The sequence below is a fragment of the Rhodococcus sp. IEGM 1341 genome, assembly GCF_030056895.1.
GTDB lineage: Bacteria > Actinomycetota > Actinomycetes > Mycobacteriales > Mycobacteriaceae > Rhodococcoides.
In genome coordinates this window covers 350,794-377,215 of record NZ_JASHKV010000003.1, presented here as the reverse complement: position 1 = coordinate 377,215, position 26,422 = coordinate 350,794, and the positions used below count along the sequence as shown (strand labels likewise).

At 65.0% G+C, this 26,422-nt stretch carries 19 protein-coding genes; 11 read left to right on the top strand and 8 right to left on the bottom strand.

Annotation, left to right across the window (positions count from 1 at the left end; all coding sequences use genetic code 11):
* Nucleotides 1–29 precede the first annotated feature (29 nt).
* A complete protein-coding gene (gene uvrA, locus QM615_RS11195) occupies nucleotides 30–2,960 on the bottom strand; it encodes an excinuclease ABC subunit UvrA (RefSeq protein ID WP_094640381.1) in 2,931 nt (976 codons plus the stop codon).
* Between the two features lie 260 nt (nucleotides 2,961–3,220).
* Here uvrA and QM615_RS11190 point away from each other — a divergent pair, with 260 nt between their 5' ends.
* From QM615_RS11190 to QM615_RS11180, 3 genes are all read left to right on the top strand, one after another.
* The gene (locus QM615_RS11190) at nucleotides 3,221–3,910 is read left to right on the top strand and encodes an MBL fold metallo-hydrolase (RefSeq protein ID WP_269594003.1); all 690 of its coding nucleotides are present in this window, start codon (nucleotides 3,221–3,223) and stop codon (nucleotides 3,908–3,910) included.
* 137 nt (nucleotides 3,911–4,047) lie between these two features.
* On the top strand, nucleotides 4,048–5,238 hold the full coding sequence (locus tag QM615_RS11185) for a DoxX family protein (protein WP_269593966.1): 1,191 nt from the start codon (nucleotides 4,048–4,050) through the stop codon (nucleotides 5,236–5,238).
* 149 nt (nucleotides 5,239–5,387) lie between these two features.
* A complete protein-coding gene (locus QM615_RS11180; RefSeq protein WP_269593965.1) occupies nucleotides 5,388–7,709 on the top strand; it encodes a HelD family protein in 2,322 nt (773 codons plus the stop codon).
* Nucleotides 7,710–7,779: 70 nt separating this feature from the next.
* Here QM615_RS11180 and QM615_RS11175 read toward each other — a convergent pair whose 3' ends face one another.
* The gene (locus QM615_RS11175) at nucleotides 7,780–8,232 is read right to left on the bottom strand and encodes a universal stress protein (protein WP_068050983.1); all 453 of its coding nucleotides are present in this window, start codon (nucleotides 8,230–8,232) and stop codon (nucleotides 7,780–7,782) included.
* 184 nt (nucleotides 8,233–8,416) lie between these two features.
* On the opposite strand from QM615_RS11175, the gene QM615_RS11170 reads away from it, so the two are divergent.
* Both QM615_RS11170 and QM615_RS11165 read left to right on the top strand, forming a co-directional pair.
* Nucleotides 8,417–11,278, top strand: a complete 2,862-nt coding sequence (locus tag QM615_RS11170; protein WP_269593964.1) for an alpha/beta fold hydrolase — start codon at nucleotides 8,417–8,419, stop codon at nucleotides 11,276–11,278.
* Nucleotides 11,275–12,132 (top strand): ABC transporter permease, encoded by an 858-nt coding sequence (locus tag QM615_RS11165; protein WP_269593963.1) that lies wholly within the window; start codon nucleotides 11,275–11,277, stop codon nucleotides 12,130–12,132. Before QM615_RS11170 ends, QM615_RS11165 begins: the two co-directional genes overlap by 4 nt.
* A 6-nt stretch (nucleotides 12,133–12,138) precedes the next feature.
* On the opposite strand, the gene QM615_RS11160 is transcribed toward QM615_RS11165, so the two are convergent.
* Together QM615_RS11160 and uvrB are read right to left on the bottom strand one after the other, a co-directional pair.
* The gene (locus tag QM615_RS11160) at nucleotides 12,139–13,005 is read right to left on the bottom strand and encodes an SCO6745 family protein (protein WP_283347323.1); all 867 of its coding nucleotides are present in this window, start codon (nucleotides 13,003–13,005) and stop codon (nucleotides 12,139–12,141) included.
* A 19-nt stretch (nucleotides 13,006–13,024) separates the two neighbouring features.
* On the bottom strand, nucleotides 13,025–15,187 hold the full coding sequence (uvrB, locus tag QM615_RS11155) for an excinuclease ABC subunit UvrB (protein WP_269593962.1): 2,163 nt from the start codon (nucleotides 15,185–15,187) through the stop codon (nucleotides 13,025–13,027).
* A gap of 78 nt (nucleotides 15,188–15,265) precedes the next feature.
* Between uvrB and QM615_RS11150 the strand changes: the two genes are divergently transcribed.
* Complete coding sequence (locus QM615_RS11150) at nucleotides 15,266–15,811, top strand: ribonuclease FAU-1 family protein (RefSeq protein WP_269593961.1); 546 nt, start codon at nucleotides 15,266–15,268, stop codon at nucleotides 15,809–15,811.
* Nucleotides 15,812–15,827: 16 nt separating this feature from the next.
* Here QM615_RS11150 and coaE read toward each other — a convergent pair whose 3' ends face one another.
* Nucleotides 15,828–17,045: a dephospho-CoA kinase gene (coaE, locus tag QM615_RS11145; RefSeq protein ID WP_269593960.1), complete on the bottom strand. Its 1,218-nt coding sequence runs from the start codon at nucleotides 17,043–17,045 to the stop codon at nucleotides 15,828–15,830.
* Nucleotides 17,046–17,174: 129 nt separating this feature from the next.
* On the opposite strand from coaE, the gene QM615_RS11140 reads away from it, so the two are divergent.
* Nucleotides 17,175–17,384: a hypothetical protein gene (locus QM615_RS11140; protein WP_068050934.1), complete on the top strand. Its 210-nt coding sequence runs from the start codon at nucleotides 17,175–17,177 to the stop codon at nucleotides 17,382–17,384.
* A gap of 157 nt (nucleotides 17,385–17,541) precedes the next feature.
* Here the strand turns inward: QM615_RS11140 and rpsA are convergent, their stop codons facing one another.
* A complete protein-coding gene (gene rpsA, locus QM615_RS11135; protein ID WP_027497255.1) occupies nucleotides 17,542–19,020 on the bottom strand; it encodes a 30S ribosomal protein S1 in 1,479 nt (492 codons plus the stop codon).
* Nucleotides 19,021–19,235: 215 nt separating this feature from the next.
* On the opposite strand from rpsA, the gene QM615_RS11130 reads away from it, so the two are divergent.
* Nucleotides 19,236–20,063, top strand: coding sequence for a class I SAM-dependent methyltransferase (locus tag QM615_RS11130; RefSeq protein ID WP_269593959.1), 828 nt, complete (start codon nucleotides 19,236–19,238; stop codon nucleotides 20,061–20,063).
* A 15-nt stretch (nucleotides 20,064–20,078) separates the two neighbouring features.
* Here the strand turns inward: QM615_RS11130 and QM615_RS11125 are convergent, their stop codons facing one another.
* Nucleotides 20,079–21,176, bottom strand: coding sequence for an isocitrate/isopropylmalate dehydrogenase family protein (locus tag QM615_RS11125; RefSeq protein WP_269594002.1), 1,098 nt, complete (start codon nucleotides 21,174–21,176; stop codon nucleotides 20,079–20,081).
* Between the two features lie 10 nt (nucleotides 21,177–21,186).
* Here QM615_RS11125 and QM615_RS11120 point away from each other — a divergent pair, with 10 nt between their 5' ends.
* From QM615_RS11120 to trxA, 3 genes are all read left to right on the top strand, one after another.
* Nucleotides 21,187–21,693, top strand: a complete 507-nt coding sequence (locus QM615_RS11120) for a 2'-5' RNA ligase family protein (RefSeq protein ID WP_283347322.1) — start codon at nucleotides 21,187–21,189, stop codon at nucleotides 21,691–21,693.
* A 210-nt stretch (nucleotides 21,694–21,903) separates the two neighbouring features.
* Nucleotides 21,904–22,902, top strand: coding sequence for a GlxA family transcriptional regulator (locus QM615_RS11115; RefSeq protein WP_269593957.1), 999 nt, complete (start codon nucleotides 21,904–21,906; stop codon nucleotides 22,900–22,902).
* Between the two features lie 86 nt (nucleotides 22,903–22,988).
* Nucleotides 22,989–23,360, top strand: coding sequence for a thioredoxin (trxA, locus tag QM615_RS11110; RefSeq protein ID WP_037192657.1), 372 nt, complete (start codon nucleotides 22,989–22,991; stop codon nucleotides 23,358–23,360).
* Nucleotides 23,361–23,444: 84 nt separating this feature from the next.
* On the opposite strand, the gene polA is transcribed toward trxA, so the two are convergent.
* On the bottom strand, nucleotides 23,445–26,186 hold the full coding sequence (gene polA, locus QM615_RS11105; protein ID WP_149406088.1) for a DNA polymerase I: 2,742 nt from the start codon (nucleotides 26,184–26,186) through the stop codon (nucleotides 23,445–23,447).
* Nucleotides 26,187–26,422 lie beyond the last annotated feature (236 nt).

The window sequence follows — 26,422 nt, the reverse complement described above, 5'->3', positions numbered from 1 at the left end:
AATCGGACGGCTTCAGCCGACGGCAGCGCTTATCGGACGGCGGCAACCTTGCGAGGCCTACGCTTCTTCGCAGCCGCCTTCACCGGCGGGGCGACGACCGACTCCCGGGTGAGCGCCTCCTGCAGGAACTTGCCGGTGTAGCTTTCCGAGACCGCCGCCACTGCCTCCGGATCACCCTGCGCCACAACCGTTCCGCCGCCCGAGCCACCTTCGGGGCCCATGTCGATGACCCAGTCCGAGACCTTGATGACGTCGAGATTGTGCTCGATCACGATCACCGTGTTGCCCTTGTCCACCAAGCCGTTCACGACGCCGAGCAGCTTGCGAATGTCCTCGAAGTGCAAGCCGGTGGTCGGTTCGTCGAGAATGTAGACCGTGCGGCCGGTGGACCGCTTCTGCAGTTCCGCTGCCAGCTTGACGCGTTGCGCCTCGCCGCCGGACAACGTCGTTGCCGGTTGGCCGAGTCGGACGTACCCGAGACCGACCTCGACGAGTGTCTTGAGGTAGCGGTGGATCGAGGTGATGGCCTCGAAGAAGTCGGCAGCCTCCTCGATCGGCATGTCCAGGACCTCGGCGATGGTCTTGCCCTTGTAATGGACTTCGAGTGTCTCGCGGTTGTATCGCGCTCCCTCACAGACCTCGCACGGAACGTAGACGTCCGGCAGGAAGTTCATCTCGATCTTGAGTGTGCCGTCTCCCGAGCACGCCTCGCACCGGCCGCCCTTGACGTTGAACGAGAATCGACCGGGCTGATAGCCGCGCACCTTGGCCTCGGTGGTCGCCGCGAACAGCGTGCGGATCTTGTCGAACACACCGGTGTACGTGGCCGCGTTCGAGCGCGGCGTGCGTCCGATCGGCGACTGATCCACCCGCACCAGCTTGTCGAGCTGATCGAGGCCGTTGATGCGCGTGTGCCGACCGGGAACCTGGCGGGCACCGTTGAGCTTGTTGGCCATCACCGTCGCGAGAATGTCGTTGACGAGTGTGGACTTGCCCGAACCCGACACCCCGGTGACCGAGGTCAGCACACCGAGCGGGAAGCTGACGTCGATGCCACGGAGATTGTGCTCGCGGGCACCGACCACGGTGACCTGACGCTTCTTGTCCACGACACGACGGGTGTCGGGCAGCGGAATCTCCATCCGTCCGGACAGGTATGCACCGGTCAGCGATTCCTCGTTGGTCAGCAGGTCCTCGTACGAACCGCTGTGCACGACGCGTCCGCCGTGCTCACCCGCCAACGGACCGATGTCGACGATCCAGTCGGAGGTACGGATGGTGTCCTCGTCGTGCTCGACGACGATGAGGGTGTTTCCGAGGTCGCGCAACCGCGTCAACGTGTCGATGAGCCTACGGTTGTCGCGCTGATGCAGTCCGATCGACGGCTCGTCGAGAACGTACAGAACACCGACGAGTCCCGATCCGATCTGGGTGGCGAGTCGGATGCGCTGGGCCTCGCCGCCGGACAGCGAGCCGGCGGTCCTGGCCAGTGACAGGTATTCCAGACCGACGTCCAGCAGGAAGCCGAGGCGAGCCTGTACCTCCTTGAGGACCTGCCCGGCGATTGCTTCCTCGCGGCGACCGAGAGTGAGGCTGTTGAGGAAATTCGCGGTGTCGGCGATCGACAATTCGCACACCTCGGCAATCGACTTAGGGCCGAAGTCGCCCGCCGCGATCGTCACCGACAGGATCTCCGGCCGCAGCCGCGCCCCGTTGCAGGTGGGACACGGCACGTCGCGCATGTAGCCGTCGTAGCGTTCCTTCATCTGCTCGGACTCGGTCTGCTCCAACCGGCGGTGCAGGAACGGCATCACACCCTCGAACTCGGCGTAGTACGAGCGCGTGCGACCGTAGCGGTTCTTGTACTTCACGTGCACCTGGTGATCGCTGCCCTCGAGGACTGCGCGCTTGACCTTGGCGGGCAACTTGTTCCACGGCGCGTTCAGGTCGAATCCCATGGCGTCGGCGAGCCCGGAGAGCAGGCGGCCGAAGTACTCCGACGTCTGGCCCATCGACCACGGTGCGATGGCACCGTCGGCGAGGCTGAGATCGCCGTCGGGAACGACCAGCTCCGGATCGACCTCCTTGCGCACGCCGAGTCCGACGCAATCCGGGCACGCACCGTACGGCGAGTTGAAGGAGAACGACCGCGGTTCGAGATCGTCGATGGACAACGGGTGTCCGTTGGGGCAGGCGAGCTTCTCGGAGAACCGGCGCTCACGGTCCGACGCATTCTCGTCACGGTCGACGAAGTCGAGCACCACGATGCCGTCGGCCAGCCGAAGGGCGGTTTCCACCGAGTCGGTCAGACGCTGCTTCGAGCTCGACTTGACGGTGAGGCGGTCGACGACGACCTCGATGTCGTGCTTCTCCTGCTTCTTGAGCACCGGCGGACTCGTGAGCTGATGTACGACGCCGTCGACGCGAACACGCGAGTAGCCCTGAGTGTTCAACGAGTCGAACAGGTCGACGAACTCACCCTTGCGGGTACGAACCACCGGGGCGAGAACCTGGAACTTCAGGCCCTCCTCCATGTCCAGCACCTGATCGACGATCTGCTGCGGAGTCTGCTTGGCGATCTGCTCGCCGCACACCGGGCAGTGAGCCGTTCCTGCACGCGCGTACAACAGCCGGAGGTAGTCGTAGACCTCGGTGATGGTGCCCACGGTCGATCGCGGGTTGCGGTTGGTCGATTTCTGATCGATGGAGACCGCAGGCGAGAGGCCCTCGATGAAATCGACGTCCGGCTTGTCCATCTGGCCGAGGAACTGCCGCGCGTATGCGGACAGCGACTCCACGTAACGACGCTGTCCTTCGGCGAAGATCGTGTCGAAGGCGAGTGAGGATTTGCCCGATCCGGACAGACCCGTGAACACGATCAGCGCATCCCGCGGCAGGTCGATGTCGACTCCCCGCAGGTTGTGCTCCCGTGCACCTCGCACTATCAGGCGATCCGCCACTGTGTTCCCTTCTTTCCGAACGAGCACGTCCAGCCGAGTTGCTGCGGGGCGCAGCACTGCACGACCTTCGAGTCGCGTGATGACGTGTGATGCCGACGCACCGGTCACACGTCGTGTAACCGTGGACCCCACGTCGAAAACCTGTTGTGGTGAGGGACGAACCTCACGCAGTAGCAATGGTAGATCCAGGCACCGACACACTTTTCCAGCTGCGCGACCCCGACGCCCATCATGCCGTCGACGACGGTAGCGTCCTGGAAATGGACGAGCACCTCATGGTCATCGATGACAACTACACCGGCGTCGTCTCTCAGGGATCGCAGCCGCAGCGGCGAACGATTCCCGGAGCGACGATCACGAAGATGTCGGTCGGCCCCATGGACAACAACACCTACCTTGTCGTCTGTTCCGCAACAGGTCACTCGGTGCTGATCGACGCCGCCAACGAGGCCGACCGGATCTCGTTGCTCATCGACCGGAACGCGCCGACACTCTCACTCATCGTGACAACTCACCAGCACGCCGACCACTGGCAGGCGCTGGCAGACATCGCCGGCGGTACTGACTCGCCGACCGCAGCGCACGAACTCGATGCAGGCCCCTTACCGGTGGCTCCCGACCGCCTGCTCGCCGATCGGGACACCGTGTCGGTGGGACAGCTCACGTTCGATGTGGTGCACCTGACCGGACACACTCCCGGCTCCATCGCACTCGCACTGACCGATTCCGACGGAAAGCGCACCCACCTCTTCACCGGAGATTCCCTCTTTCCCGGTGGCGTCGGCAAGACGGGCAGCCCCGAGGATTTCACCCGTCTGCTCGACGACGTGACAGCGAAACTGTTCGACCGCTTCGACGACGAGACCGTTGTCTACCCGGGCCACGGAAAGGACACGACGCTCGGTACCGAGCGCCCTCACCTGGACGAATGGCGCGCCAGGGGTTGGTGACGATCGGCGTGCTTGAGACCGCGAACCACGGGGTATGAATAGTGTGACAAAAGGACGCACAGCGGTAGGTTTTCGGACCGCCGTGCCGTCCATGGTTCCACCGCCGATGACACGAGAAACTACGCAGGAGGCTGTCAATGCTGGTCCGCCGTATCGCCCGTCCGCTGATGTCTACGATTTTCATCGCAGGGGGCGTCGACGCACTCCGTAATCCCACCGGCAAGGCCCAGGCCGCCACCCCGTTGATCGAGCAGGGCAAGGACGTCCTCCCCAACGAGGTCACCGCGAACGTGCCGAACGACCCGGAGACGCTGGTCCGTATCAACGGTGGAATCCAGGTCGCGGGCGGCATTCTGCTGGCCACCGGCAAGGCACCGCGCATCGCCTCGCTGGCTCTCGCCGGAAGTCTCGTACCGACGACGCTCGCCGGACACGCCTTCTGGAACGAGACCGACCCGGAGACCAAGGCTGCGCAGCGAATCCACTTCTTCAAGAACCTGAGCCTGCTCGGCGGACTGCTCATCGCAGCCGTCGACACCGAGGGCAAGCCGTCCGTCGCATGGCGTAGCAAGCGGGCAGCACGCCGCGCGCAGGAGACCGTCGTCTCGGCCCTGCCGGGTCACTCCACCCACGAGACCGGTGAGCGCGTCAAGGAAATCGCAGCCGTCGCCGCGAGCCGCAGCGCCGATCTGGCCGAGGCTGCACAGCCGAAGCTGGCCAAGTTCGCCGACGCCGCCCAGCCCAAGTTGGCCAAGCTCGCCGATATCGCTACCGAGAAGGGCTCGGAGCTGGCCGACGTAGCTCAGCCGGCGCTGAACCGCTGGGCTCACGTGGCCGCCGACAAGGGTTCGGTGCTCGCCGAGGAAGCACAGAAGCGTGGATCCAAGCTGGCCGAACTGGCCGCCGACCGCGGCAGCGACCTGGCCGAAGAAGCACAGAAGCGCGGCTCCAAGCTCGCCGACAAGGCAGCCCATCGCGGGACCGACCTCGCGGAGCTCGCACAGAAGCGCGGCTCCAAGCTCGTCGACGTCGCTGCAGATCGTCGCGGCGAATTGGCCGATGTCGCGCAGAAGCGTGCGTCCAAGCTCGCCGATCTGGCTGCCGAGAAGGGTTCCGTCCTCGCCGACGAGGCGCAGAAGCGCGGAGTCACGTGGGCCGATCTGGCATCCGATCGCGTCGACACGCTGAGCAAGCGCGCTCGCAAGCGCGCCGAGAAGCAGAGCAAGGAACTCGAGAAGGTGACCGAGCAGGCTCGCGCCAAGCTCGAGAAGCGAGTTGCCAAGGCTCAGAAGAACTTGGACAAGAAGCTGCAGCAGTACGCGAAGTAATTTTTCGCAGACAGCCACACAGCGACGTTCGCGTAGACGGCCCTGCCCCGGAACCAGCGGTTCTGCGGCAGGGCCGTTGTGCGGCGTAGACTGCTCTGGCTGATTTCGAGGCGATATCTTCGCCTCGGCCGAACTCCCGAGGAGACCCTTTGCCGGACGACGGCCACACATCGAGCGACTCCGTGGTGCCGCTCGAAGAAGACTTCGAGCAGGCGCATCTGACGCGGCTGTACACGCAGCTCGACGCGTTACGCGAGTATGCCGCGAACCGACTGCGTGCAGTGCTGTTGGAGACCGGCGGCACCCCGCAGGCCCGCAGCGAACGGGAATCGTTCAACCAGATGTACACCGAGGACATCGCCAAGTACGACGCCGCCGAGAACGGATTGTGCTTCGGGCGCATCGACCTCGATCCCGAGACCCTCGACCCCAAGGTCGACGACCGGCCCGAGCGATACATCGGCCGCGTCGGGATTCTCGACGACAAGAACGATTACGAGACACTGCTGCTCGACTGGCGAGCACCGATGGCCCGGCCGTTCTACCTGGCGACGCCCGCCGCACCCGAAAACGTGTTGCGGCGCAGACACATTCGTACCCGCGGCCGGCGAGTGACGTCGATCGCCGACGAATTCCTCGACCTGAACTCCGCCCGATCGTCGAACGATGCCGCCGTGGCAGGCGGCGTCGCGAGCGAAGGCGCGCTGCTCTCGGCGCTCGATGCCGCACGTACCGGTCAGATGAACGACATCGTCGAGACGATCCAGAGCGAGCAGGACGCGATCATCCGATCGCAGCATCGCAGTGTGTTGGTGGTTCAGGGCGGACCGGGCACCGGCAAGACTGCCGTCGCGCTGCACCGCGCCGCCTATCTGCTCTACACCTACCGTCAACAGCTCGGTAAGAGCGGCGTGCTGATCATCGGACCCAACGCCACGTTCCTCGATTACATCGGTCAGGTACTGCCGTCACTCGGCGAGACGGGAGTGCTGCTGTCCACGATCGGCGACCTCTACCCGGGAGTCCGCGCGCAACGCGAGGACTCGGCCCTCGCGACCGAGGTCAAAGGCAGGCTGTCGATGGTGGAGGTGCTGACGCAAGCGGTTCGCGACCGTCAGGAAGTTCCCACGCAGCCCCGTCGGCTGAAGTTCGACACCTACGACATCACGCTCGATCGCAAGATCGTCACCAGGGCTCGCGGTCGTGCCCGCTCGTCCCGGCGACCGCACAACCTGGCTCGTCCGCTGTTCGTGTCCTCGGTCATCGACCAGTTGGCCAACCAATTGGCAGCGAAACTCGGGCAGAACCTCGTCGACGGGTCCAGCCTGCTCAGCGCCGACGACATCGCGGACATGCGCGACGAGATGCGCGAGGACCAGGACGTCATGGCAGCCGTCGACGAACTGTGGCCGGATCTGTCTCCCCAGCAGGTTCTTCGCGACCTGTTCGCCTCGCCCGAGAAAATCGCCTCGGCCGCGCCTGCACTGGACGAGATGGAGCGTGAGGCCCTCGTCCGCCGAGGCCACGGGTTCTCCTCGGCCGACGCTCCCCTGCTCGACGAACTCGCCGAGCTACTCGGCGTCGACGACGCGGCCGAACGTGAACAGGCACAACGTCAGTGGCGCGGCCAGATCGCCGACGCCCAGGGTGCCCTGGACATCCTGACCGGTTCGGCACCTCAGGACCTCGAGGACGAACTCGATCCGGAGATCCTGATGGCCTACGACCTCATCGATGCCGATCAGCTTGCGCGACGGCAGAATTCGGGCCAACGACTCACGACGGCCGAACGGGCCGCCGGTGACCGAACGTGGACCTACGGGCACGTGATCGTCGACGAAGCGCAGGAACTCTCTGCGATGGCGTGGCGAATGGTCATGCGGCGCATACCGAATCGGTGGATGACACTGGTGGGCGATACGGCGCAGACCGGTGATCCCGCCGGTACCTCGTCGTGGGGTTCGGTTCTCGAACCGTATGTGGCCAAGCGCTGGAAGCGAACCGAGCTGACGGTGAACTACCGAACACCGTCCGAGATCATGGCGGTGGCACACGACGTGTTGGCTGCCATCGATCCCGAGCAGTCCGAGCCGCGGTCCATCCGCAGCACCGGGACACGACCGTGGGCCCAACGGGTGGCACCGGACGATCTGATCACCGCGGTCGAGAAGCGAGTGGCCGAGCACCCTCGCCCAGGCCTGAGTGCCGTGCTGGTTCCCGCAGGCCACGTCGACCGATTCCGCCATCTGGCATCGGAACTGGTCACCGTATCGACGGTCAAGGACGCCAAGGGACTGGAATTCGACTCGGTGCTGATCGTCGAACCCGGTGCCATCGTGGCGGATTCGGTCAAGGGCATGAACGATCTGTACGTGGCGCTGACCCGAGCGACTCAGCGACTCGGCGTCGTGCACGCGGACGCACTACCGGGTGAACTCTCGGCGCTGCAGCCGTTCGAGCCGGAAGCCTAGAGAACCGCACACACCACCGGCCCGCTCCGTCGATTCGACGGAGCGGGCCGGTGGTGTGTGCGGCGTGCAATCAGCGGACGGTGTGCACGATCAGAACGTCGCAGGTGGACTTGCGAGCGGCGTCCGACGGAACCGAACCCAACAGACGGCCCGTCAACGAGTTCAGGCCGCGGTTGCCGACGACGAGCAGGTCACCCTTGACCTCGTCCACGAGTGCCAGCAGCGACTCGACGGGAGCACCGACGATCGCCTTCTCCTCGATGTTCTTCGCACCGGCCTTGGTGGCGTGCTCGCGCGCCGTGCGCAGAATCTCACGCGTCGGTGCCGATCCGGTGATCTGGTAGGCGTCCTCGCGCAATGCGTCGGCGGCAGCGGACGTGTCCTTCGGATCGGCCGGGTAGTACGCACAAGCGATCACCAGGGTGGCAGCGGCGTCTCCCGCCAACGCCGCGGCCTTCTCCACTGCCCGCAGTGACGATTCGGAGCCATCGGTCCCGACGACGACGGTGCGGTAGGCGCTCATTCATTCCTCCATTTGTCGGTCACACACACAGATGTGACACTTCTGCTCGAACTCGATTGGTGCAAGTCACAGGACCGAAAAACGTGGTCCGGGGACTGATTCGCTGACATTAGCCGGAACTGGCCGATCGGCACGTGAACTTGGGGAACAACACGATCCGCGCCACTCACATACATTGGTTTCCATGCCGATTCCCCGCCCGCCACTGTCGAGACGGGCCATGACTGTCGGTGCCGCCGTGATTGCGGTTCTGGCTGTAGCCGCCCTCGCATTCGTACTCCTCCCCCAGGATTCGAGCGCCGACACATCCACGCGTGATGCGCGCATCACGCTACCGGACAGCCCCGGATCGACGGGCACCGTCGACATCGACGCTCGTCTGTACGTCCCCGCCGTCACCCCCGCACCGACGGTGCTGCTCGCCCACGGCTTCGGCGGCAGCAAGGACTCGGTCGACGGCGAGGCACGTGACCTCGCAGCCCGCGGGTACACCGTGCTCGCCTACAGTGCACGCGGATTCGGCGACAGCACGGGTTCGATCTCGCTCAACGACCCCGACCGCGAGGTCGCCGACGCACGCGGACTCATCGACTGGCTCGCCGAACAACCGGAGGTGGAACTCGACGCCCCCGGTGACCCGCACGTCGGTGTCGCCGGCGGATCGTACGGCGGCGCACTGGCTCTGAGCGCAGGCGGCACCGACCCCCGGATCGATTCGATAGCCGCAGCGATCACCTGGAACGACCTGGGTCAGGCGCTGTTCCCCAACTACGGCGTCACCTCCGCCGAGGGCCGAGAAGCCCTCGGCGACACCGCCACCCCCGCAGCTGCCGAATACGGCGGACCCGGCGTCCTCAAGCGCGGCTGGGCGGGAGTGTTCTTCGGAGTGGGCGCCTCCAGTGCAGCACCGGCCGGAGACGGTGACGGCAACGGCACCGACGGCAACGAAGCCGGCACCGCCGAGGAGACATCCGCCTGCGGACGGTTCGCACCCGAGTTCTGCGACGCCTACGCCCAGTCCGCAGTGACCGGAATCCCCAGCCAACAGCTCCTCGATCTGCTCACGGCCCACTCGCCGGTCGCGGTGGCGTCGAACATCACCGCGCCGACCCTGCTGGTTCAGGGCAGCCAGGACACGCTGTTCGGTCTGGATCAGGCCGACGCGACGGCTCGTCAGATCGCGGCGGCCGGTGGGAACGTCACCGTGCGATGGTTCGACGGCGGTCACGACGCAGGTGGGACGGACGGCACGAGCGATCAGGCCATCGCCGACTTCTTCGACACGACCTTGCGTGAGAGCGATGCTGCTACAGACAGCCAGCCGTTCGTCTACTCCACTCAGCGGGCAGCCGACGAACGCGGCGGCGACCGCAACCGCCGAATGACGGCTCCTGACTACCCGGGGCTCATCTCCGACTCCGACCCCACCGAGACTCGATCGGTGACGTTCACTCCCGCTGCGGAGAACCAGTCGATCATCCGTCCGCCCGGGGCGTCGCCGTCGGCGATCTCGTCGATACCCGGTTTGGGCTCGGTGCTCTCGACCCTGGGATCGACCGGGGCCGGAGCAGCCCTGACCGCGGACCTGCCGGGCCAGTCGGCAACGTTCACCAGCGAACCCGTCGATTCGTCCGTGACGGTCACCGGTGTGCCGCGGGTGAATCTGCGCGTGGCGTCGCTGGCCTCGCCGGGTCAAGCGGTCCTGTTCGCGAAGCTCTACGACGTCGCACCGAACGGCACGAGAACGCTTCCGGGCGGGGCCGTCTCGGCGATCCGCCTGCCCGACACCGAGGGCATCGATCCCGTCGACGTCACCGTTGCCCTGCCTGGCATCAGCTACCTCGTCCAGCAGGGTCATCGCCTCGAACTGAGCATCTCCACCACCGATCAGGCGTATGCCGTGCCGCTCGAACCCGCACAGTTCAGCGTGGCCATGACCGACAACACCATTGCGTTGCCCACCGTCCCCGCGGAAGCGAGCGCCAACAGCACTGTTCCGGTGGCACCACTGATCGGCATCGGGGTCGTCCTGCTCGCGGTCGCCGGTGCGATCGTGGCCGGAGTCGTGCAGACCAGACGCCGCGCGGTCGCCGAAGTGGACGAGAGTCTGATCGACACCCCTCTGGTGATCACCGATCTGGCCAAGACGTACTCCAACGGTTTTCGGGCAGTCGACGGCGTCAGCTTCGAGGTGAAGCAGGGCCAGGTTCTGGGTCTGCTCGGGCCGAACGGTGCAGGCAAGACCACGACCCTGCGCATGTTGATGGGCCTGATCACTCCCACCGGTGGTGACATCAGGGTCTTCGGTCACAAGGTGACGCCAGGAGCACCGGTGCTGTCCAGGTTGGGCTCCTTCGTCGAGGGATCGGGCTTCCTGCCGCACCTGACCGGAACACAGAATCTGCGGCTGTACTGGGAAGCGACCGGTCGCCCGATCGAGGACGCCCATCTCGAGGAAGCCCTCGAGATCGCAGACCTCGGCACCGCGATCGAACGCAAGGTCAAGTCGTACAGCCAGGGCATGCGGCAACGGCTCGCCATCGCCCAGGCCATGCTGGGGTTGCCGGACCTGATGGTCCTGGACGAGCCGACCAACGGACTCGACCCACCGCAGATCAGGACGATGCGCGACGTGCTGATCAACTACGCGAAGACCGGACGAACCGTGTTGGTGTCGAGCCATCTCCTCGCCGAAGTGGAGCAGACCTGCACCCACGTGGTCGTCATGAATCGCGGATCGGTGATCAGTTCCGGCACTGTGCGCGAACTGACCGCGGCAGGCGGACAAACGGAGATCAGGGTCGACGACGCCACCCGCGCACAGACGGTGCTCGGTACCTCCGGCCACGACGGCGCAGTGATCGTCGACGACGGCACGGTGACCGTCGACCTGACCGACGCGGATGCCGCCGTCGTGATCCGAGAGCTCGTCACCGCGGGGATCTCGGTGCGCGGATTCTCGCAATCGACGCGCCTCGAAGACGTGTTCCTCGATCTCGTTCACCGAGACACCCCAGGGTCCGCCACCAGCAAGGATCGTTCATGAGCACCACACACGCAGACGGGCGCGCTGCCGGATACACCGGCGGCAGCACCTTGCCGTTCCGTACCGAGTTACGCAGGCAACTAGGACGTCGACGCACTCAGCTGGCGATCGGCTTCCTGGCGCTGCTGCCGGTAATTCTGGCCATTGCGTTCACAGTCGGCAGCTCGGATGCGGACTCGGACGCCGGTGGGCTGATCGAACTCGGCACTCGCGGAGGCATGAACTTCACGGTCTTCGCTCTGTTCATGTCCGTGGGATTTCTGCTGATCGTGGTGGTGGCCCTGTTCTTCGGCGACTCGGTGGCAAGCGAAGCCTCGTGGTCGAGTCTGCGGTACCTGCTGGCCATTCCTGTGCCCCGGAGTCGACTGCTGACGCAGAAGGCATTGGTGTCGGCGACGCTGTCCAGTGCTGCGATTCTGGTGCTCGTCGGGGTGTCCCTGCTGATCGGCACCGTGATGTATGGCGCGGAGTCGCTGATCACCCCGCTGGGCGAGGGGCTGCCCTACGGCACCTCACTGGTTCGGCTACTGATCGCGGTCGCGTACATCGGCATCAACCTGTTGTGGGTCGCGGGCCTGGCGATGCTGCTGTCCGTGCTCACCGACGCCCCTCTCGGGGCCGTCGGCGGCGCGGTGATGACATCGATTCTGATGCAGATTCTCGACCAGATCACGGCACTGGGATCACTCCGCAACTACCTGCCCGGGCACTACGCCAATTCGTGGATCGATGCATTCGGCACGAGCATCGACTGGAACGACATGGTGGTCGGCTCGTTCTCGGCCGTCACGTACGCGGCACTGTTCGGGTTGATCGCGTGGCGACGTTTCGGCACCAAGGACATCACCAGCTGAGGCGGGCTACTTCTTCTTGATCGCGGGCCCGAACACACCATCCGGAATGACGCCCGCACCGACGATCGACTCGCGCCACGGCGTCCCGAGCGAGACCAGCCGCGCCGCACCGTCCTCGCCGAGCGCAGCCCACGGCGCGGCGGCGAGGTCGTTGGTGATGTCCTCGACCAACGTCCGGAGATCCTTTCCGTCCTGAGTCAGCGCGCCGTCGGACGAGAGCAGCTCACGGTCGGCCAGAGACGCAACGGCCCCGTCCCACTGCTCGGTCGACCATCCGCGACGCTTGCGGGCGAACTCCTTCTCGAAGCCGTAGCCGGTGGCGGTATGGGTGATGAGTGCTTCGAGACCGCTCAGTCCCGCCGTCTGCAGCGCCGCGAGGTGACCGTCGCCGCGGTATTCGCGAATCAGAGTCAGGGCGTGCCACAGCACGAGATGCGGAGCTGTCGGCCAGTCGAGCTCGGCATACGCGGAGTACAGGGGTCGGCCGTCGTCACCGGGAATGCCACGGGCTGCGATCGATGCCAGGTCTGCGGCCTCGGCCATGTCCGCGGACGTCAGGACCTCGGGCCCGAGCAGTCGGGCGAAGGCGGCATCGAGCGTGTCGTACCGGATTGCCATGATCTCGTCGGGTGACGCGATGTCCCAGGCGGCCGGAATCAGCGGCGCGATCAGTTCACGATTGAAGTTGTAGAACGTGGCGGTGACGACACCTGCACCGACCCGCCCCAGAGGCGCTGCCCGGCCAGCGAAATAGCAGGCCCGCGGCGGCAACCCTGCGGCGACGAGAGCGTCCTGCGTCTCCGGAAGGAAATAGGTCATCGAGTGAATGAGCTCGAGCGCGCGAGAGGTGCGGCCGGCGGTGGTTGCGTCCATCGTTGAACCGTAACCGAACCTATTTGAGGCCTGCTGCATCCATCCCGCGCAGTTCTTTCTTCAGATCCTGGATCTCGTCGCGCAGTCGGCCGGCGAGCTCGAACTTGAGCTCGCGCGCCGCGTTCATCATCTGATCGGTCATGTTCTTGATCAGATCGGCCAGTTCGGCGCGCGGCATCGACGAGACGTCCTGGCCCTCGTACACCCCGGTGCTGACCGACCGGCCCGCCTCGCCCTGCGCTCGCCGACCCCGGCTGGCGTTGCGCCCAGATCCCCCGACTTCGACGACCGACTCGGTGTCCTCGGCTTCCTGGTACACCTGGTCGAGGATGTCGGCGATCTTCTTACGCAGCGGCTGAGGGTCGACGCCTCGTTCCTTGTTGTACGCGATCTGCTTCTCACGCCGACGCTCGGTTTCCTCGATCGCGTAGGTCATGGAATCGGTCATCTTGTCGGCGTACATGTGGACCTCGCCGGAGACGTTTCGGGCGGCACGGCCGATGGTCTGGATGAGGCTGGTGCCGCTGCGGAGGAAGCCTTCCTTGTCGGCGTCGAGAATCGCCACCAGCGAGACCTCGGGCAGGTCGAGACCCTCACGGAGCAGGTTGATGCCCACCAGCACGTCGTACTCGCCGAGTCGGAGCTGCCGGAGCAGTTCGACGCGGCGCAGCGTATCGATGTCGGAGTGCAGGTAGCGGACACGAATGCCCAATTCGAGCAGGTAGTCGGTCAGATCCTCCGACATCTTCTTGGTCAGCGTGGTCACCAGCACACGCTCGTCCTTCTCCGCGCGTTCTCGGATCTGATGGACCAGGTCGTCGATCTGGCCCTTTGTCGGTTTGATGACGACCTTGGGATCGACGAGTCCGGTCGGACGGATCACCTGCTCGACGAACTCTCCCCCGGTCTGGCCCAGCTCGTACTTGCCCGGAGTTGCCGAGAGGTAGACCGTCTGACCGATCCGCTGAGTGAACTCCTCCCACGTCAACGGCCGATTGTCGGTCGCGGACGGCAGGCGGAAACCGAAGTCGACGAGGTTGCGCTTGCGGGACATATCGCCCTCGTACATCGCCCCGATCTGCGGAACCGTCACGTGAGACTCGTCGATGACGAGCAGAAAGTCCTCGGGAAAGTAATCGATCAACGTTGCAGGCGCGGTACCTGCACCGCGTCCGTCGATGTGCCGCGAGTAGTTCTCGATACCCGAGCAGAATCCGACCTGCTTGATCATCTCCAGGTCGTATTGCGTCCGCATCCGCAGCCGCTGAGCCTCGAGCAGCTTTCCCTTGCCCTCCAGCTCCGCGAGCCGACCTTCGAGTTCGGCTTCGATGTCCTTGACGGCTCGTTCCATCCGCTCCGGCCCGGCAACGTAGTGCGTGGCCGGGAAGATGCGCACCGAATCGACCTGCCGAACGATGTCGCCGGTCAGCGGATGGAGGTAGTACAGCGCTTCGATCTCGTCGCCGAAGAACTCGATGCGAATCGCCAGTTCCTCGTAGGACGGAATGATCTCGACCGTGTCACCGCGAACTCGGAACGATCCGCGGGTGAAGGCCATGTCGTTGCGGGTGTACTGCACGTCCACGAGCAACCGGAGCAGCGCGTCACGCTGCACTTCGACGTTGACCTCCAGCTCGATCGACCGATCGACGTACGACTGCGGAGTACCGAGACCGTAGATGCACGACACCGACGCCACCACGACCACGTCGCGGCGCGAGAGCAGAGATGCCGTCGCCGAGTGCCGCAGACGCTCGACATCGTCGTTGATCGACGAGTCCTTCTCGATGTAGGTGTCGGTCTGCGCGATGTACGCCTCGGGCTGGTAGTAGTCGTAGTACGAGACGAAGTATTCGACTGCGTTGTTGGGCAACATGTCTCGCAGCTCGTTCGCCAACTGCGCCGCCAAGGTCTTGTTCGGTGCCATCACCAGAGTGGGGCGCTGCAGCTTCTCGATCAGCCAGGCAGTGGTGGCCGACTTACCGGTACCGGTGGCACCGAGCAACACGATGTCCTTCTCGTCCGCCTTGATCCGCCGTTCCAGCTCGGCGATGGCGGTCGGCTGATCGCCTGCCGGCGTGTGTTCGCTGACGACCTCGAACGCCGGTCCGGTGCGCTCGATTGCGCCCACCGGACGGTGCTCGGAGTGCGCGACAACGGGATGTTCGGATGCAAACGCCATTTCACAAGCGTAGACGCGACCACCGACAAGTTCCGTCGGGCAGACCCCGGACGTCGGTTCCCGGTAGCTTCTACAGGCATGGTCGCTCACACGTCAGCCGGTGCGCACACCGTCGTTCATGCCCCCAAGCACGAGACGTTCGACCTCGTCGCCAAGACGAACGTGGATCCCAAGGGGTTCGTCCGGGTCGTCGACGAATACCGCGTCGAGCCGTGGGGGCTGTACATGGCCCGCCCGTCCGATCACGCCCACTTCGACTACCTGGAGTCCTGGTTGCTGCCCGCTCTGGGGCTACGGGCCTCGGTGTTCCACTATCTGCCCGCGCACGCCCGCGATCAGGACTACTACGTCGACATCGGCGAGTACACCGCCGGCACCACCCGATGGACATCCGTCGACCACTATCTCGACCTCAGCGTGCGTACCGGCCGCGATTACGACCTGCTCGACGTCGACGAGTTGTTCGACGCTCGGGTGGCGCACCATCTCGACACCCCCACGGCCGAACTCGCGCTGGCCAGATCGATCACGGCCATCGAAGGACTGACGCGGCACGACTACGACCTGAACGCGTGGCTCGCATCCCTCGGAATGCCGACCGAGTGGAACGGCAAGCCGTCCTGACTCGGTCGGCCCCGATTCACGCGGTCCAGTCGGTCTGCTCCGCCCACTGCCATGCCCGACGGTATGCCACGTCGAACCATGGGGCTTTCGCGTTCTCGTAGGCCTCGATGGCCGATTCGAAGTCGGTGATTCCGGCAGCGGCCTCGGAGGCGCGTCGCTTGATTCCTGCGTACTCGGTGGTGATGTTGTCGTCCGCTCGCAGCCAGTCCCGGAACAGCAGGGCGAACGTCTGATTCGGCCAGCCGTCGACCCGGATATGTACGTTCGCCGGCCGGCCGGGGTCCGCGCTGCCGTGAAAACGCTTGGCCCACACGGCAGGATCGGCTTCTCCGCCGATTCCGTATGCGGGCTTTGGATAGTCGAAGTTGCTGGCCTCTCGCCGAGGGAACCCTGCCACGCGCAGCTGCTCGGCGACAGCATCGGCGTCGTCGAGCCCCTGCACGGTGATCTGGATGTCGATGACATCCTTCGCGTCGAGACCGGGCACCGCGGTGGAGCCGATGTGGTCGATTCGGACCGCTTTGTCCGCGCAGGCAAGGGCCAGGCGCGAGATGATGCGTCGGGCCTGCGATTCCCACGTGGGGTCGGCTGTCACCTGTTCCGGATGAACGCGCGCGATGATCCCCTCCCTGATGTTGCGCTCGAAGGGAATCAGACGTTCGCTCCACAGGGCTCGGACGACGTCGTCGACGCTGCCCGGCGCACCGGTGTTGTCGATCCACACGTCTGCTGCGGCGCGGCGCGCATCATCGGTTGCCTGTGCTGCGATCCGCGCGCGAGCGTCGGCCTCGGGCATGCCTCGCTGTCCCGTCAGACGACGAACCCGTTCCTCGGCGTCGACCCACACGATGACCACCAGGTGAAAGAACGGGCCCATCGATCCCTCGACGAGGAGCGGAATATCCTGCACCACTACGGCATCCGGCGCTGCACCGTCGATGATCGCGGCGGTGCGCTCGCCGACCAACGGATGAACGATGGCGTTGAGCTTCTTGCGGGATTCCTCGTCGCCGAATGCCTTGGCCGCCAATGCCGGACGGTCGAGCGAGCCGTCGGGTGCGAGAATGTCGGCTCCGAAGGTGTCCGTCAGTCGTTGCAGCCCAGGTGTTCCCGGCTCCACGACTTCACGGGCAAGCACGTCGGAGTCGACGAGCACTCCCCCGAGTTCGGTCAGCACCTTGGCAACGGTCGATTTTCCGGCACCTATTCCACCGGTCAGTCCCAGTCTCAGCATGCACCCAGTCTGACACTCGAACACGCCGAATCACACCAGCCTCAAATGCACCGTTTTCGGAGGTGGGTCGGTTATCTTCGACGAGCGCGACCTCGATGTGCCGACCCACAGCTATTGAAAAGGACACCCATGCGAAGCAATCAGATCCAACCGGGTCGGCACCGCCTTGGCATGGATGCAGGCGTTCATTGCATTCTCATCCCGGAAGTAGCCTCGGCGTTGGCCGACCATCGGCGTAACTGGTTCACCAACCTCCTGACCCCCGCCCGCCACAGCTTCGCCAGCATGCGCAAGCGCACGGAGAGCGTCGGCCAGTGGAGTCCAGCCACCGCCGCGTAGTTCGCACTCCCCCTCACACATGGGCCCGGTTCATCGGAACCGGGTCCATTGTCGTGTCCGCAGCTTCTCTGCTCCCCTGATTCGAAACGAGAAAGCCCCGGTTTTCACGTGGAGAACCGGGGCTCGGTGTCACACCCTCACGGGTGGACCACTTTTATCAGGCGTTGCCCGACAGCTTCTCGCGAAGTGCAGCGAGCTGCGCATCGCTGGCCAGCGAACCACCGGTCGAGGCCGGAGCCGACGCTGCGGGAGCGTCGCCTTCTGCATCGGCGGGGGCCTGACCCGACTCGGAGGAGTAGTTGGTGTTGGCGGCTTCGGCAGCTTCGTCCTTGGCCGTCTTCTCCATCTGAGCGGTGTGCATCTTGTGGCGACGCTCCGCCTCGGCGTAGCGACCTTCCCACTCTTCACGCTGCTTCTCGTAACCTTCGAGCCATTCGTTGGTCTCGGAGTCGAAGCCCTCGGGGAAGATGTAGTTGCCACCCTCGTCGTACGAGTCGGCCATGCCGTACTTGGACGGATCGAACTCTTCTGCGTAGTCCTCGTTGGCCTGCTTGAGGCTCAACGAAATCCGGCGACGCTCGAGATCGATGTCGATGACCTTGACGAGTGCGTCGTCGCCGACACCCACGACCTGGTCCGGAACCTCCACGTGGCGCTCGGCCAGCTCGGAGATGTGCACGAGGCCCTCGATGCCCTCTTCGACGCGCACGAATGCACCGAAGGGAACGAGCTTGGTGACCTTGCCGGGCACGATCTGGCCGATCGCGTGGGTGCGAGCGAACTGGCGCCACGGATCTTCCTGAGTTGCCTTGAGCGACAGCGAAACACGCTCGCGGTCCAGGTCGACGTCGAGAACCTCGACGGTGACCTCGGTGCCGACCTCGACAACCTCGGACGGGTGATCGATGTGCTTCCAGGACAGCTCGGAGACGTGCACGAGTCCGTCGACGCCACCCAGGTCCACGAAGGCACCGAAGTTGACGATGGAGGACACGACGCCCTTGCGGACCTGGCCCTTCTGGAGCTGGTGCAGGAACTCGCTGCGGACCTCGGACTGGGTCTGCTCGAGCCATGCACGGCGCGACAGGACCACGTTGTTGCGGTTCTTGTCGAGCTCGATGATCTTGGCCTCGATCTCCTTGCCGACGTACGGCTGGAGGTCGCGGACGCGACGCATCTCGACGAGCGAGGCGGGAAGGAAGCCACGAAGACCGATGTCCAGGATGAGTCCACCCTTGACGACCTCGATGACGGTGCCCTTGACGGCCTCGTCCTTCTCCTTGAGCTCCTCGATCGTGCCCCAAGCGCGCTCGTACTGAGCTCGCTTCTTGGACAGGATCAGACGGCCTTCCTTGTCCTCCTTGGTGAGGACGAGTGCTTCGATCTCATCTCCCACGGAGACGACCTCGTTGGGGTCGACGTCGTGCTTGATGGAGAGCTCGCGGGAAGGAATGACGCCTTCGGTCTTGTAACCGATGTCGAGTAGAACCTCGTCACGATCGACCTTGACGATGGTGCCCTCGACGATGTCACCATCGTTGAAGTACTTGATCGTGGCGTCGATGGCGGCGAGAAAATCCTCTGCGGAGCCGATATCGTTGACGGCTACCTGCGGTGAGGTTGTGGTTGAGGGCATGTGTTGAGTTGCTCCGGACGGGTTGGGTATCGGTTGATGGATGTTCGGTCGGACTTGGTGAAACGTGTGCAACACGAGCATCTTCGGCGAATCCGTTGCCGGATCCGTGTGCGCCGAGGTCGAGGGAACCTGACCTGGGCGCAGCATGAACACACTCGCGTTGAACAGGGTACGCGATGCCGCAGTACCAGCACAAACCCGGATAGAGTCGGCGTGTGACCGATCTTTCCACACCGTCGTCCACTCCCGGCCGCGGCCGAATCGATTCGGTCGCGAGTGACCGCGCGAGTCGTCTCTGGTGGGATTCCGACGCCGAGAGCTACCACCGTACGCACGGCGCGTTTCTCGGAGTGTCGACCGAATCCGGGGAGTTCGTCTGGTGCCCGGAGGGGCTGCACGAGGGCGACGTGCATCTGCTGGGCGACGTCGCGGGGAAGGACGTCCTCGAAGTGGGCTGCGGCAGTGCACCGTGCGCCCGCTGGCTCGGAACCCAGGGTGCGCGCGCGATCGGTCTCGACATCTCGATGGGCATGTTGCAGCGCGGCGTCGATGCAATGACCGCGGGCGGGTCGACGGTTCCGCTGGTGCAGGCCAGTGCCGAGTCCTTGCCGTTTGCCGACGAACGATTCGACATCGTCTGCTCGGCCTTCGGTGCGGTGCCGTTCGTCGCGGACTCGGCCAATGTGATGAAGGAAGTCGCGCGGGTACTCCGGCCGGGCGGGATCTGGGTGTTCGCCGTCAACCATCCGATGCGCTGGGTGTTTCCGGACGATCCCGGGGTCGGCGGTCTGACCGCGACGATTCCGTACTTCGATCGAACCCCGTACGTCGAATACGACGCCGACGGGACTCCCAACTACGTGGAGCATCACCGCACGATCGGTGACCGCGTGCGCGAACTGGTCGCCGCAGGTCTCGAGGTGCGCGACATCGTCGAACCGGACTGGCCGGAATGGCTCGACCGCGAGTGGGGACAGTGGAGCCCACTGCGCGGCCAGCTCTTTCCGGGCACCGCGATCTTCAGCAGCCGCAAACCGCACTGACGGAGTCCGCCGCGATCAGCGCCGGTGCACCCGGGCTTCCACGGCCTCGGTGAATGCGCTGGTCGACGCCTGCCCACCGAGGTCGGCTGTCGCGACCCCGGATTCGACCGTGGCGTCGACGGCGTCACGGATCCGGCCGGCGGCCGCGGCCAGCCGATCGTCCCTGTGCCGCGGGGCGAGCCACTCGAGCAGCATCGCAGCTGACAGGAAGAGTGCCGTCGGATTGGCACGGTTCTTGCCTGCGATGTCCGGGGCCGATCCGTGCGAGGCCTGCGCCATCGCCTGGGTTTCCGAGGAATTGATCGACGGCGCGGTGCCCAACGACCCGGACAGCTCACCCGTCAGATCCGACAGAATGTCACCGAACATGTTCTCGGCCACGATGACGTCGTAGTCCTCGCCCCGCCGAACCAGGTGCGCCGCGAGCGCGTCGACGTGCTCCTCGGTTACCTGGACGTGCGGAAATTGCTCGCTCACGGCGCGGCACGCATCGCGGAACAGCCCCGTCGTCATGGACAGCACGTTGGTCTTGTGCACGATGGTCAGTTTCCTGCTGCGTCGCTCAGCCAGCGAGAATGCCTCACGTGCAATGCGTTCGCAGGCCGCACGCGTGAACACTCCGACGGCCAACGCCACATCGGGAGTGGGCATGAACTCCCCGCTGCCGACGAACATGTTGCGATCGGCGTAGAACCCCTCGGTGTTCTCCCGCACGACCACCAGATCCATCCGCGGAGACACCGCCCGTACGCCGGGCAGTGCCTTCGCCGGCCGAATGTTGGCGAACAGGTCGAATTTCTTGCGAATCCGTCCGCCTGGAGTCAGTTCGGATCGGAACGGCTCCGGATACGACGCGCTGTCGTGCGGTCCCAGAATCCAGCTTTCGAGCTCACCCAATTCGTCCAGCGTGTTCCCGGGTATCGGCGTTCCGTGGTGGTCGATGGCGTCCATGCCCAGAGGGAGGCGCACCCAGTCGACGGCCGGTCCGCCGACGGACGCCAGGGCCGCGTCGACCACCCGGATCGTCGCGGGCACGATCTCGTGGCCTATCCCGTCGCCGGTCATGGCCCCGATCCTGAGCGTCGTCGTATTCCGGCCGTCCGTCTGCGACATCATGGGCTCCATGGTGCAGTCCGCAGAACTACTACTCGACTCCGGCCTCGACGCAGCGGTGCGCCGCGAGTGGGCGGCGCTGTCCGAGGCCGGGCTCCCGAGTCAGAACCGCCACCGCGGTGAGTCGAATCGCCCGCACGTCACCGTCGCAGTGGCGTCGTCGATGCCGGCCGCGGTGGACGACGGCGATGCGGTCCGCTTCGATCCGTTCGATGTGCGCCTGGGCGGGCTCGTCGTGTTCGGCGGTCGAACGATCACCCTGGCGCGACTGGTCGTTCCGTCGAGCGAGTTGCTCGATCTGCACGCCCGGATGCACGAGGCAGTGGGCGAACGTTCGCTCGACCACCTCGAACCCGGCCGATGGACGCCGCACGCGACGTTGGCTCGACGGTTGACGCCCGAGGAGGCAGGAGCGGCGGTGCGCCTGCTCTCGGCGGACATCGATGATCTGGTGGGATCTGCGGTGGCGCTGCGCCGATGGGACGGCGAGGCCAAGCGCGAATGGCGGATCGGCTGACCCGGGGCACTCTAGAACCGGAAGTCGCCGAACTGGGTCACCTCCGCGTGGGTATCGGGAGCGAAGCCTGCGAGCACGACGGCGTCGAGGGCCAGGAACAGCAGCACAACTACCAATACAATTGTCATGCCGCAAGCTTCCAACCTGCGAAGAATGCGCACGAGTGGCAGTAAAGCCATATATCGACGACTTTCTGCCATACTTCTTTTCATGCTGAAACGAGTGGTTGTCGCGCTGATGCCGTTGACCGAACAGTTCGAGCTGGGCGTCGCCTGCGAGGTGTTCGGATTCGATCGCTCGGACGAGGGCCTACCCACCTACGACTTCTCTCTGATCGCAGGTGTCCCCCAACCGATCCGCACCCGCGTCGGTTACACCATCGACGTCCCTCACGATCTCGACAGTCTCGACAGCGCCGATCTGATCATCATTCCGGCCGGCGGCACCGAAGCCGCCGAGGACGGTACATACGTCTGCGGAGCTGGACACAACTCGTCCATCGAGCCACTACTGGCCAAACTTCGCGCGGCCGTCGACAGGGGTGCCATGGTCGCCAGCCTGTGCAACGGCGCGTTCGTACTGGGCAAGGCCGGACTGCTCGACGGCCGCCCCTGTACGACGCATTGGCGGCACTCCGCTTTGCTGGCCGCGAAATATCCACTCGCGCAGGTCGATCCGAACGTCCTCTACGTCGACGACGGAAACGTGCTGACAAGCGCGGGCACAGCGGCCGGAATCGACCTGTGCCTGCACATCGTGCGCAAGTACCAGGGCAGCGTCGTGGCCAACGGGATCGCTCGCCGGATGGTCGTTCCTCCGCATCGTGACGGCGGCCAGGCTCAATTCGTCACCAGTCCCCTGCCCGCCACTCGTACCGAGACACTGGCTCCGCTGCTGGACTGGATGACCGAGAACCTCGACTCCGAGCTGACCATCGGTCGACTGGCGGCGAGGGTGAACATGTCGGCGCGAACCTTCGCCCGCAAGTTCGCGGCCGAAACCGGAACCACGCCCGCGCGCTGGCTCAACGACCAACGAGTACTGGCGGCGCAGCAGCTGTTGGAGAACTCGGATCTGCCGATGGATTCGATCGCCGAGGTGGTCGGTTTCGGAAATGCGGCAGCCTTGCGGCAGCATTTCGTGAGGTTGCGATGCACCACGCCGAATGCGTATCGCCGCACGTTCCGTGCCGCACCCCAGCCCGCCTGACGCAGGCGCTCCGACCCGGCCGGGATGATTCCGGTGAGTACCTGCGTTGGAACACTCCAGAAGCGCAATCAATCGAAAGGGACCGCGTGGCCACTCAGACTTTGACCCAGCAGAATTTCGACGAGATCGTGACGAACAACGACGTGGTGTTGGTCGATTTCTGGGCGTCCTGGTGCGGACCGTGCCGCCAGTTCGCGCCGACGTTCGAGAAGTCGTCCGACGCGCACCCCGACGTGGTGCACGCCAAGGTGGACACCGAGGCCGAGCAGGGACTTGCTGCCGCGGCGCAGATCCAGTCGATCCCGACGATCATGGCGTTCCGCGAAGGAATTCTGGTGTACGCACAGCCCGGCGCACTGCCTGCGCCGGCGCTCGAGGACCTCGTCGGTCAGATCAAGGCACTCGACATGGACGTCGTGCGCCAGCAGATCGCCGAGCAGGCTCCCGCGGCGGAGTAGTTTCTCGCCGCTGCACACGACGCGAAGGGCCGCTCACCGAATTCGGTGAGCGGCCCTTCGTCGTTCGTCCTGCGCGGCCTCGAATCAGTGCGCAGCGGCATCCCAGCTGCGGCCGGTGCCGACCGAGACTTCCAAGGGCACCGACAGTTCGATGGCCGAGGACATCTTGTCGCGTACGAGCGCTTCGACTTCCTCACGCTCGGATTCGACGACCTCGAGCACCAGTTCGTCGTGGACCTGCAACAGCATTCGTGACTTCAGCGTCGACTCCGCCAGTGATCGGTGCACGTCGATCATCGCGACCTTGATGATGTCTGCGGCGGTGCCCTGGATCGGGGCGTTGAGAGCTGCCCGCTCGGCGACCTCGCGGCGCTGACGGTTGTCGCTGTTGAGATCGGGCAGGTAGCGGCGCCTGCCGTACAGCGTGGAGGTGTATCCCACCTTGCGCGCTTCCTCGACGGCGTTGCGCAGGTAGTCACGGACGCCGCCGAACCGCGCGAAGTACGCCTCCATCTGCTGCTTCGCCTCGTCGGTGGAGATCTTGAGCTGCGCGGCGAGACCGAATGCGCTGAGTCCGTATGCCAATCCGTACGACATCGCCTTGACCCGGCGACGCAGTTCGGGGGTGACCTCCTCGATCGGCACGCCGAACGCCCGGGCACCGACGAAACTGTGCAGATCCTCGCCGGTGTTGAACGCCTCGATCAGACCTTCGTCGCCGGATACGTGCGCCATGATGCGCATTTCGATCTGGCTGTAGTCGGCAGTGAGCAGTGTGTCGTATCCGGCCCCGACGACGAAGCCGTCACGGATGTGGCGTCCCGCCTCGTTGCGCACCGGAATGTTCTGCAGGTTCGGCTCGGTGGACGACAGTCGTCCGGTGGCCGCGACCGTCTGATTGAACGTGGTGTGAATGCGGCCGTCGTCGGCGACGGATTTCAGCAGGCCGTCGACCGTCACCTTCATCCGCGTCGCGTCCCGGTGATCGAGCAGGAACTTCAGGAACGGATGCTCGGTCTTCTCGAACAGCCCCTGCAGCGCATCGGCATCGGTGGTGTACCCGGTCTTCGTCTTCTTCGTCTTGGGCATGTCGAGTTCCTCGAACAACACCACCTGCAACTGCTTCGGAGACCCGAGGTTGATCTGCTTGTCGATCACGCCGTAGGCGGAGTTCGCGGCCTCGTCCACCTGCGCGGCGAATCCGGACTGCAGCGCGCGCAGGTGATCACCGTTCACGGCGATACCCGTTGCCTCGACATCTGCCAACACCGTCAGCAAAGGCAGCTCCATCTCGGAGAGCAGGGTGGTCGACTCGATGGCGGCGAGCTCGGCGTCCAACGCATCGGCCAGGTCGATCACGGCCCGCGCCTTGAGAATCTCGCCCTCCGCGAACGCCGCATCGGCGGTGTCCTCCGCGTCGAGCAACGACATCTGACCTTCACCCGCATCCTCGACGCGGAGTTCGCGCTTGAGGTAGCGCAACGACAGGTCGTCGAGATTGAACGATCGCTGACCGGGCCGCACCAGGTACGCCGCCAGTGCGGTGTCGGTGGTCAAGCCGCCGAGGGTCCAGCCGCGCCCACGAACCGCATGCAGAGCCCACTTGGCCTCGTGCAAGGCCTTGGGTTGCGCTGCATCTGCGAGCCAGGCCGCGAGTGCCTGCTCGTCGGATTCGTCCAGAGCGGTCGTCGTGACGAACGCGCCCTCGCCGTCGGCCGCGGCGATCGCCACCGACGTCGCATCGCTGTCGAACGGCCGACGCGGGCCGAGAATCGACAGCCCACTACGCCTGCCGTCGGCTGCGTGTTCCGCCAACCAGGCGGCCAGTTCACCCGGTGCGACGATGCCGCCGCGGACGTCGAACCCTTCCTCCGCCTCGGGTTCGACCGACGCGAGTGTCTCGAACAACCGGTCCCGCAGAATGCGGAACTCGAGGTCGTCGAACAAGGCGTGGATCTTCTCGCGGTCCCACGGAGCGAGTTCGAGCTGATCGGGGGTGTAGGGCAACGGCACATCTCGGACCATCTCGGTGAGCTCGCGGTTGAGCACCACGCTCGACAGGTTGGCGCGCAGTGCATCTCCCACTTTGCCCTTGACCTTGTCCACGTTGTCGACGAGGGCGGTGAGGGAACCGTATTCGATGATCCATTTGGTGGCCGTCTTCTCGCCGACCCCAGGAATGCCAGGAAGGTTGTCGCTCGGGTCTCCGCGCAGGGCCGCGAAGTCCGGGTACTGCGACGGCGTCAACCCGTACTTGGTGGCGACCTCGTCGGGAGTGAACCGAGTCAGATCCGAGACGCCCTTGCGCGGATACAACACCGTGACGTTGTCGGTCACCAGCTGCAGCGCATCGCGGTCGCCGGTGACCACCAGGACGCGGTAGCCGAGCGCCTCCGCCTGGGTCACCAGAGTGGCGATGATGTCGTCCGCCTCGAAGCCGGCCTCTGCCATCACCGGAATACCCATGGCCCCGAGTACGTCCTTGGTGATGTCGACCTGGCCGGCGAACTCGTCCGGAGTCTTGCTGCGGTTGGCCTTGTACTCGGGGAACCGCTCGGCGCGGAAGGTCTGCCGCGAGACGTCGAACGCCGCCGCGATGTGCGTCGGCTTCTCGTCCCGCAGCAGATTGATCAACATCGAGGTGAACCCGTACACGGCGTTGGTGGACTGACCGCTGGTGGTCTTGAAGTTGTCCGCAGGCAACGCGAAGAAGGCACGGAACGCCATCGAGTGGCCGTCGATGAGCAGCAACGTGGGCCGCTCCCCGCCCGCCTTCGCGTCGGTCTCGGCTGCGGGCGCTGCACTTTTCTCCGTTACTGGGCTCACGGTTGACCAGTCTAGGGAGCGGGTCCGACAACTCGAAGCCGGATGCAGGTGCCGCGACGCGATCGCTCTCACGGCGCGCGTCGTGCACCGCGAAACACAACCGATACTTTCCGGAAATCTCAGTCGCCGATTTTGCGTCGTTTCAGCGGATAGAGTCCGACAATTGCAGGAAACCCCACATACCCGTGGCTCAACGACAACCCGTCCGGAGGACGTGCGTGGCTCCAAATGTTCGA

Bases quoted from the DNA above. Each gene is read 5' to 3' on its own strand.
- QM615_RS11115 (WP_269593957.1), top strand. From the start codon at position 21,904: ATGCTGAAACGAGTGGTTGTCGCGCTGATGCCGTTGACCGAACAGTTC.
- QM615_RS11120 (WP_283347322.1), top strand. From the start codon at position 21,187: ATGGTGCAGTCCGCAGAACTACTACTCGACTCCGGCCTCGACGCAGCG.
- QM615_RS11125 (WP_269594002.1), bottom strand. From the start codon at position 21,176: ATGTCGCAGACGGACGGCCGGAATACGACGACGCTCAGGATCGGGGCC.
- QM615_RS11185 (WP_269593966.1), top strand. From the start codon at position 4,048: ATGCTGGTCCGCCGTATCGCCCGTCCGCTGATGTCTACGATTTTCATC.
- QM615_RS11190 (WP_269594003.1), top strand. From the start codon at position 3,221: ATGGACGAGCACCTCATGGTCATCGATGACAACTACACCGGCGTCGTC.
- QM615_RS11150 (WP_269593961.1), top strand. From the start codon at position 15,266: ATGGTCGCTCACACGTCAGCCGGTGCGCACACCGTCGTTCATGCCCCC.
- uvrB (WP_269593962.1), bottom strand. From the start codon at position 15,187: ATGGCGTTTGCATCCGAACATCCCGTTGTCGCGCACTCCGAGCACCGT.
- coaE (WP_269593960.1), bottom strand. From the start codon at position 17,045: ATGCTGAGACTGGGACTGACCGGTGGAATAGGTGCCGGAAAATCGACC.
- QM615_RS11160 (WP_283347323.1), bottom strand. From the start codon at position 13,005: ATGGACGCAACCACCGCCGGCCGCACCTCTCGCGCGCTCGAGCTCATT.
- rpsA (WP_027497255.1), bottom strand. From the start codon at position 19,020: ATGCCCTCAACCACAACCTCACCGCAGGTAGCCGTCAACGATATCGGC.
- QM615_RS11140 (WP_068050934.1), top strand. From the start codon at position 17,175: ATGCGAAGCAATCAGATCCAACCGGGTCGGCACCGCCTTGGCATGGAT.
- QM615_RS11170 (WP_269593964.1), top strand. From the start codon at position 8,417: ATGCCGATTCCCCGCCCGCCACTGTCGAGACGGGCCATGACTGTCGGT.
- QM615_RS11175 (WP_068050983.1), bottom strand. From the start codon at position 8,232: ATGAGCGCCTACCGCACCGTCGTCGTCGGGACCGATGGCTCCGAATCG.
- QM615_RS11165 (WP_269593963.1), top strand. From the start codon at position 11,275: ATGAGCACCACACACGCAGACGGGCGCGCTGCCGGATACACCGGCGGC.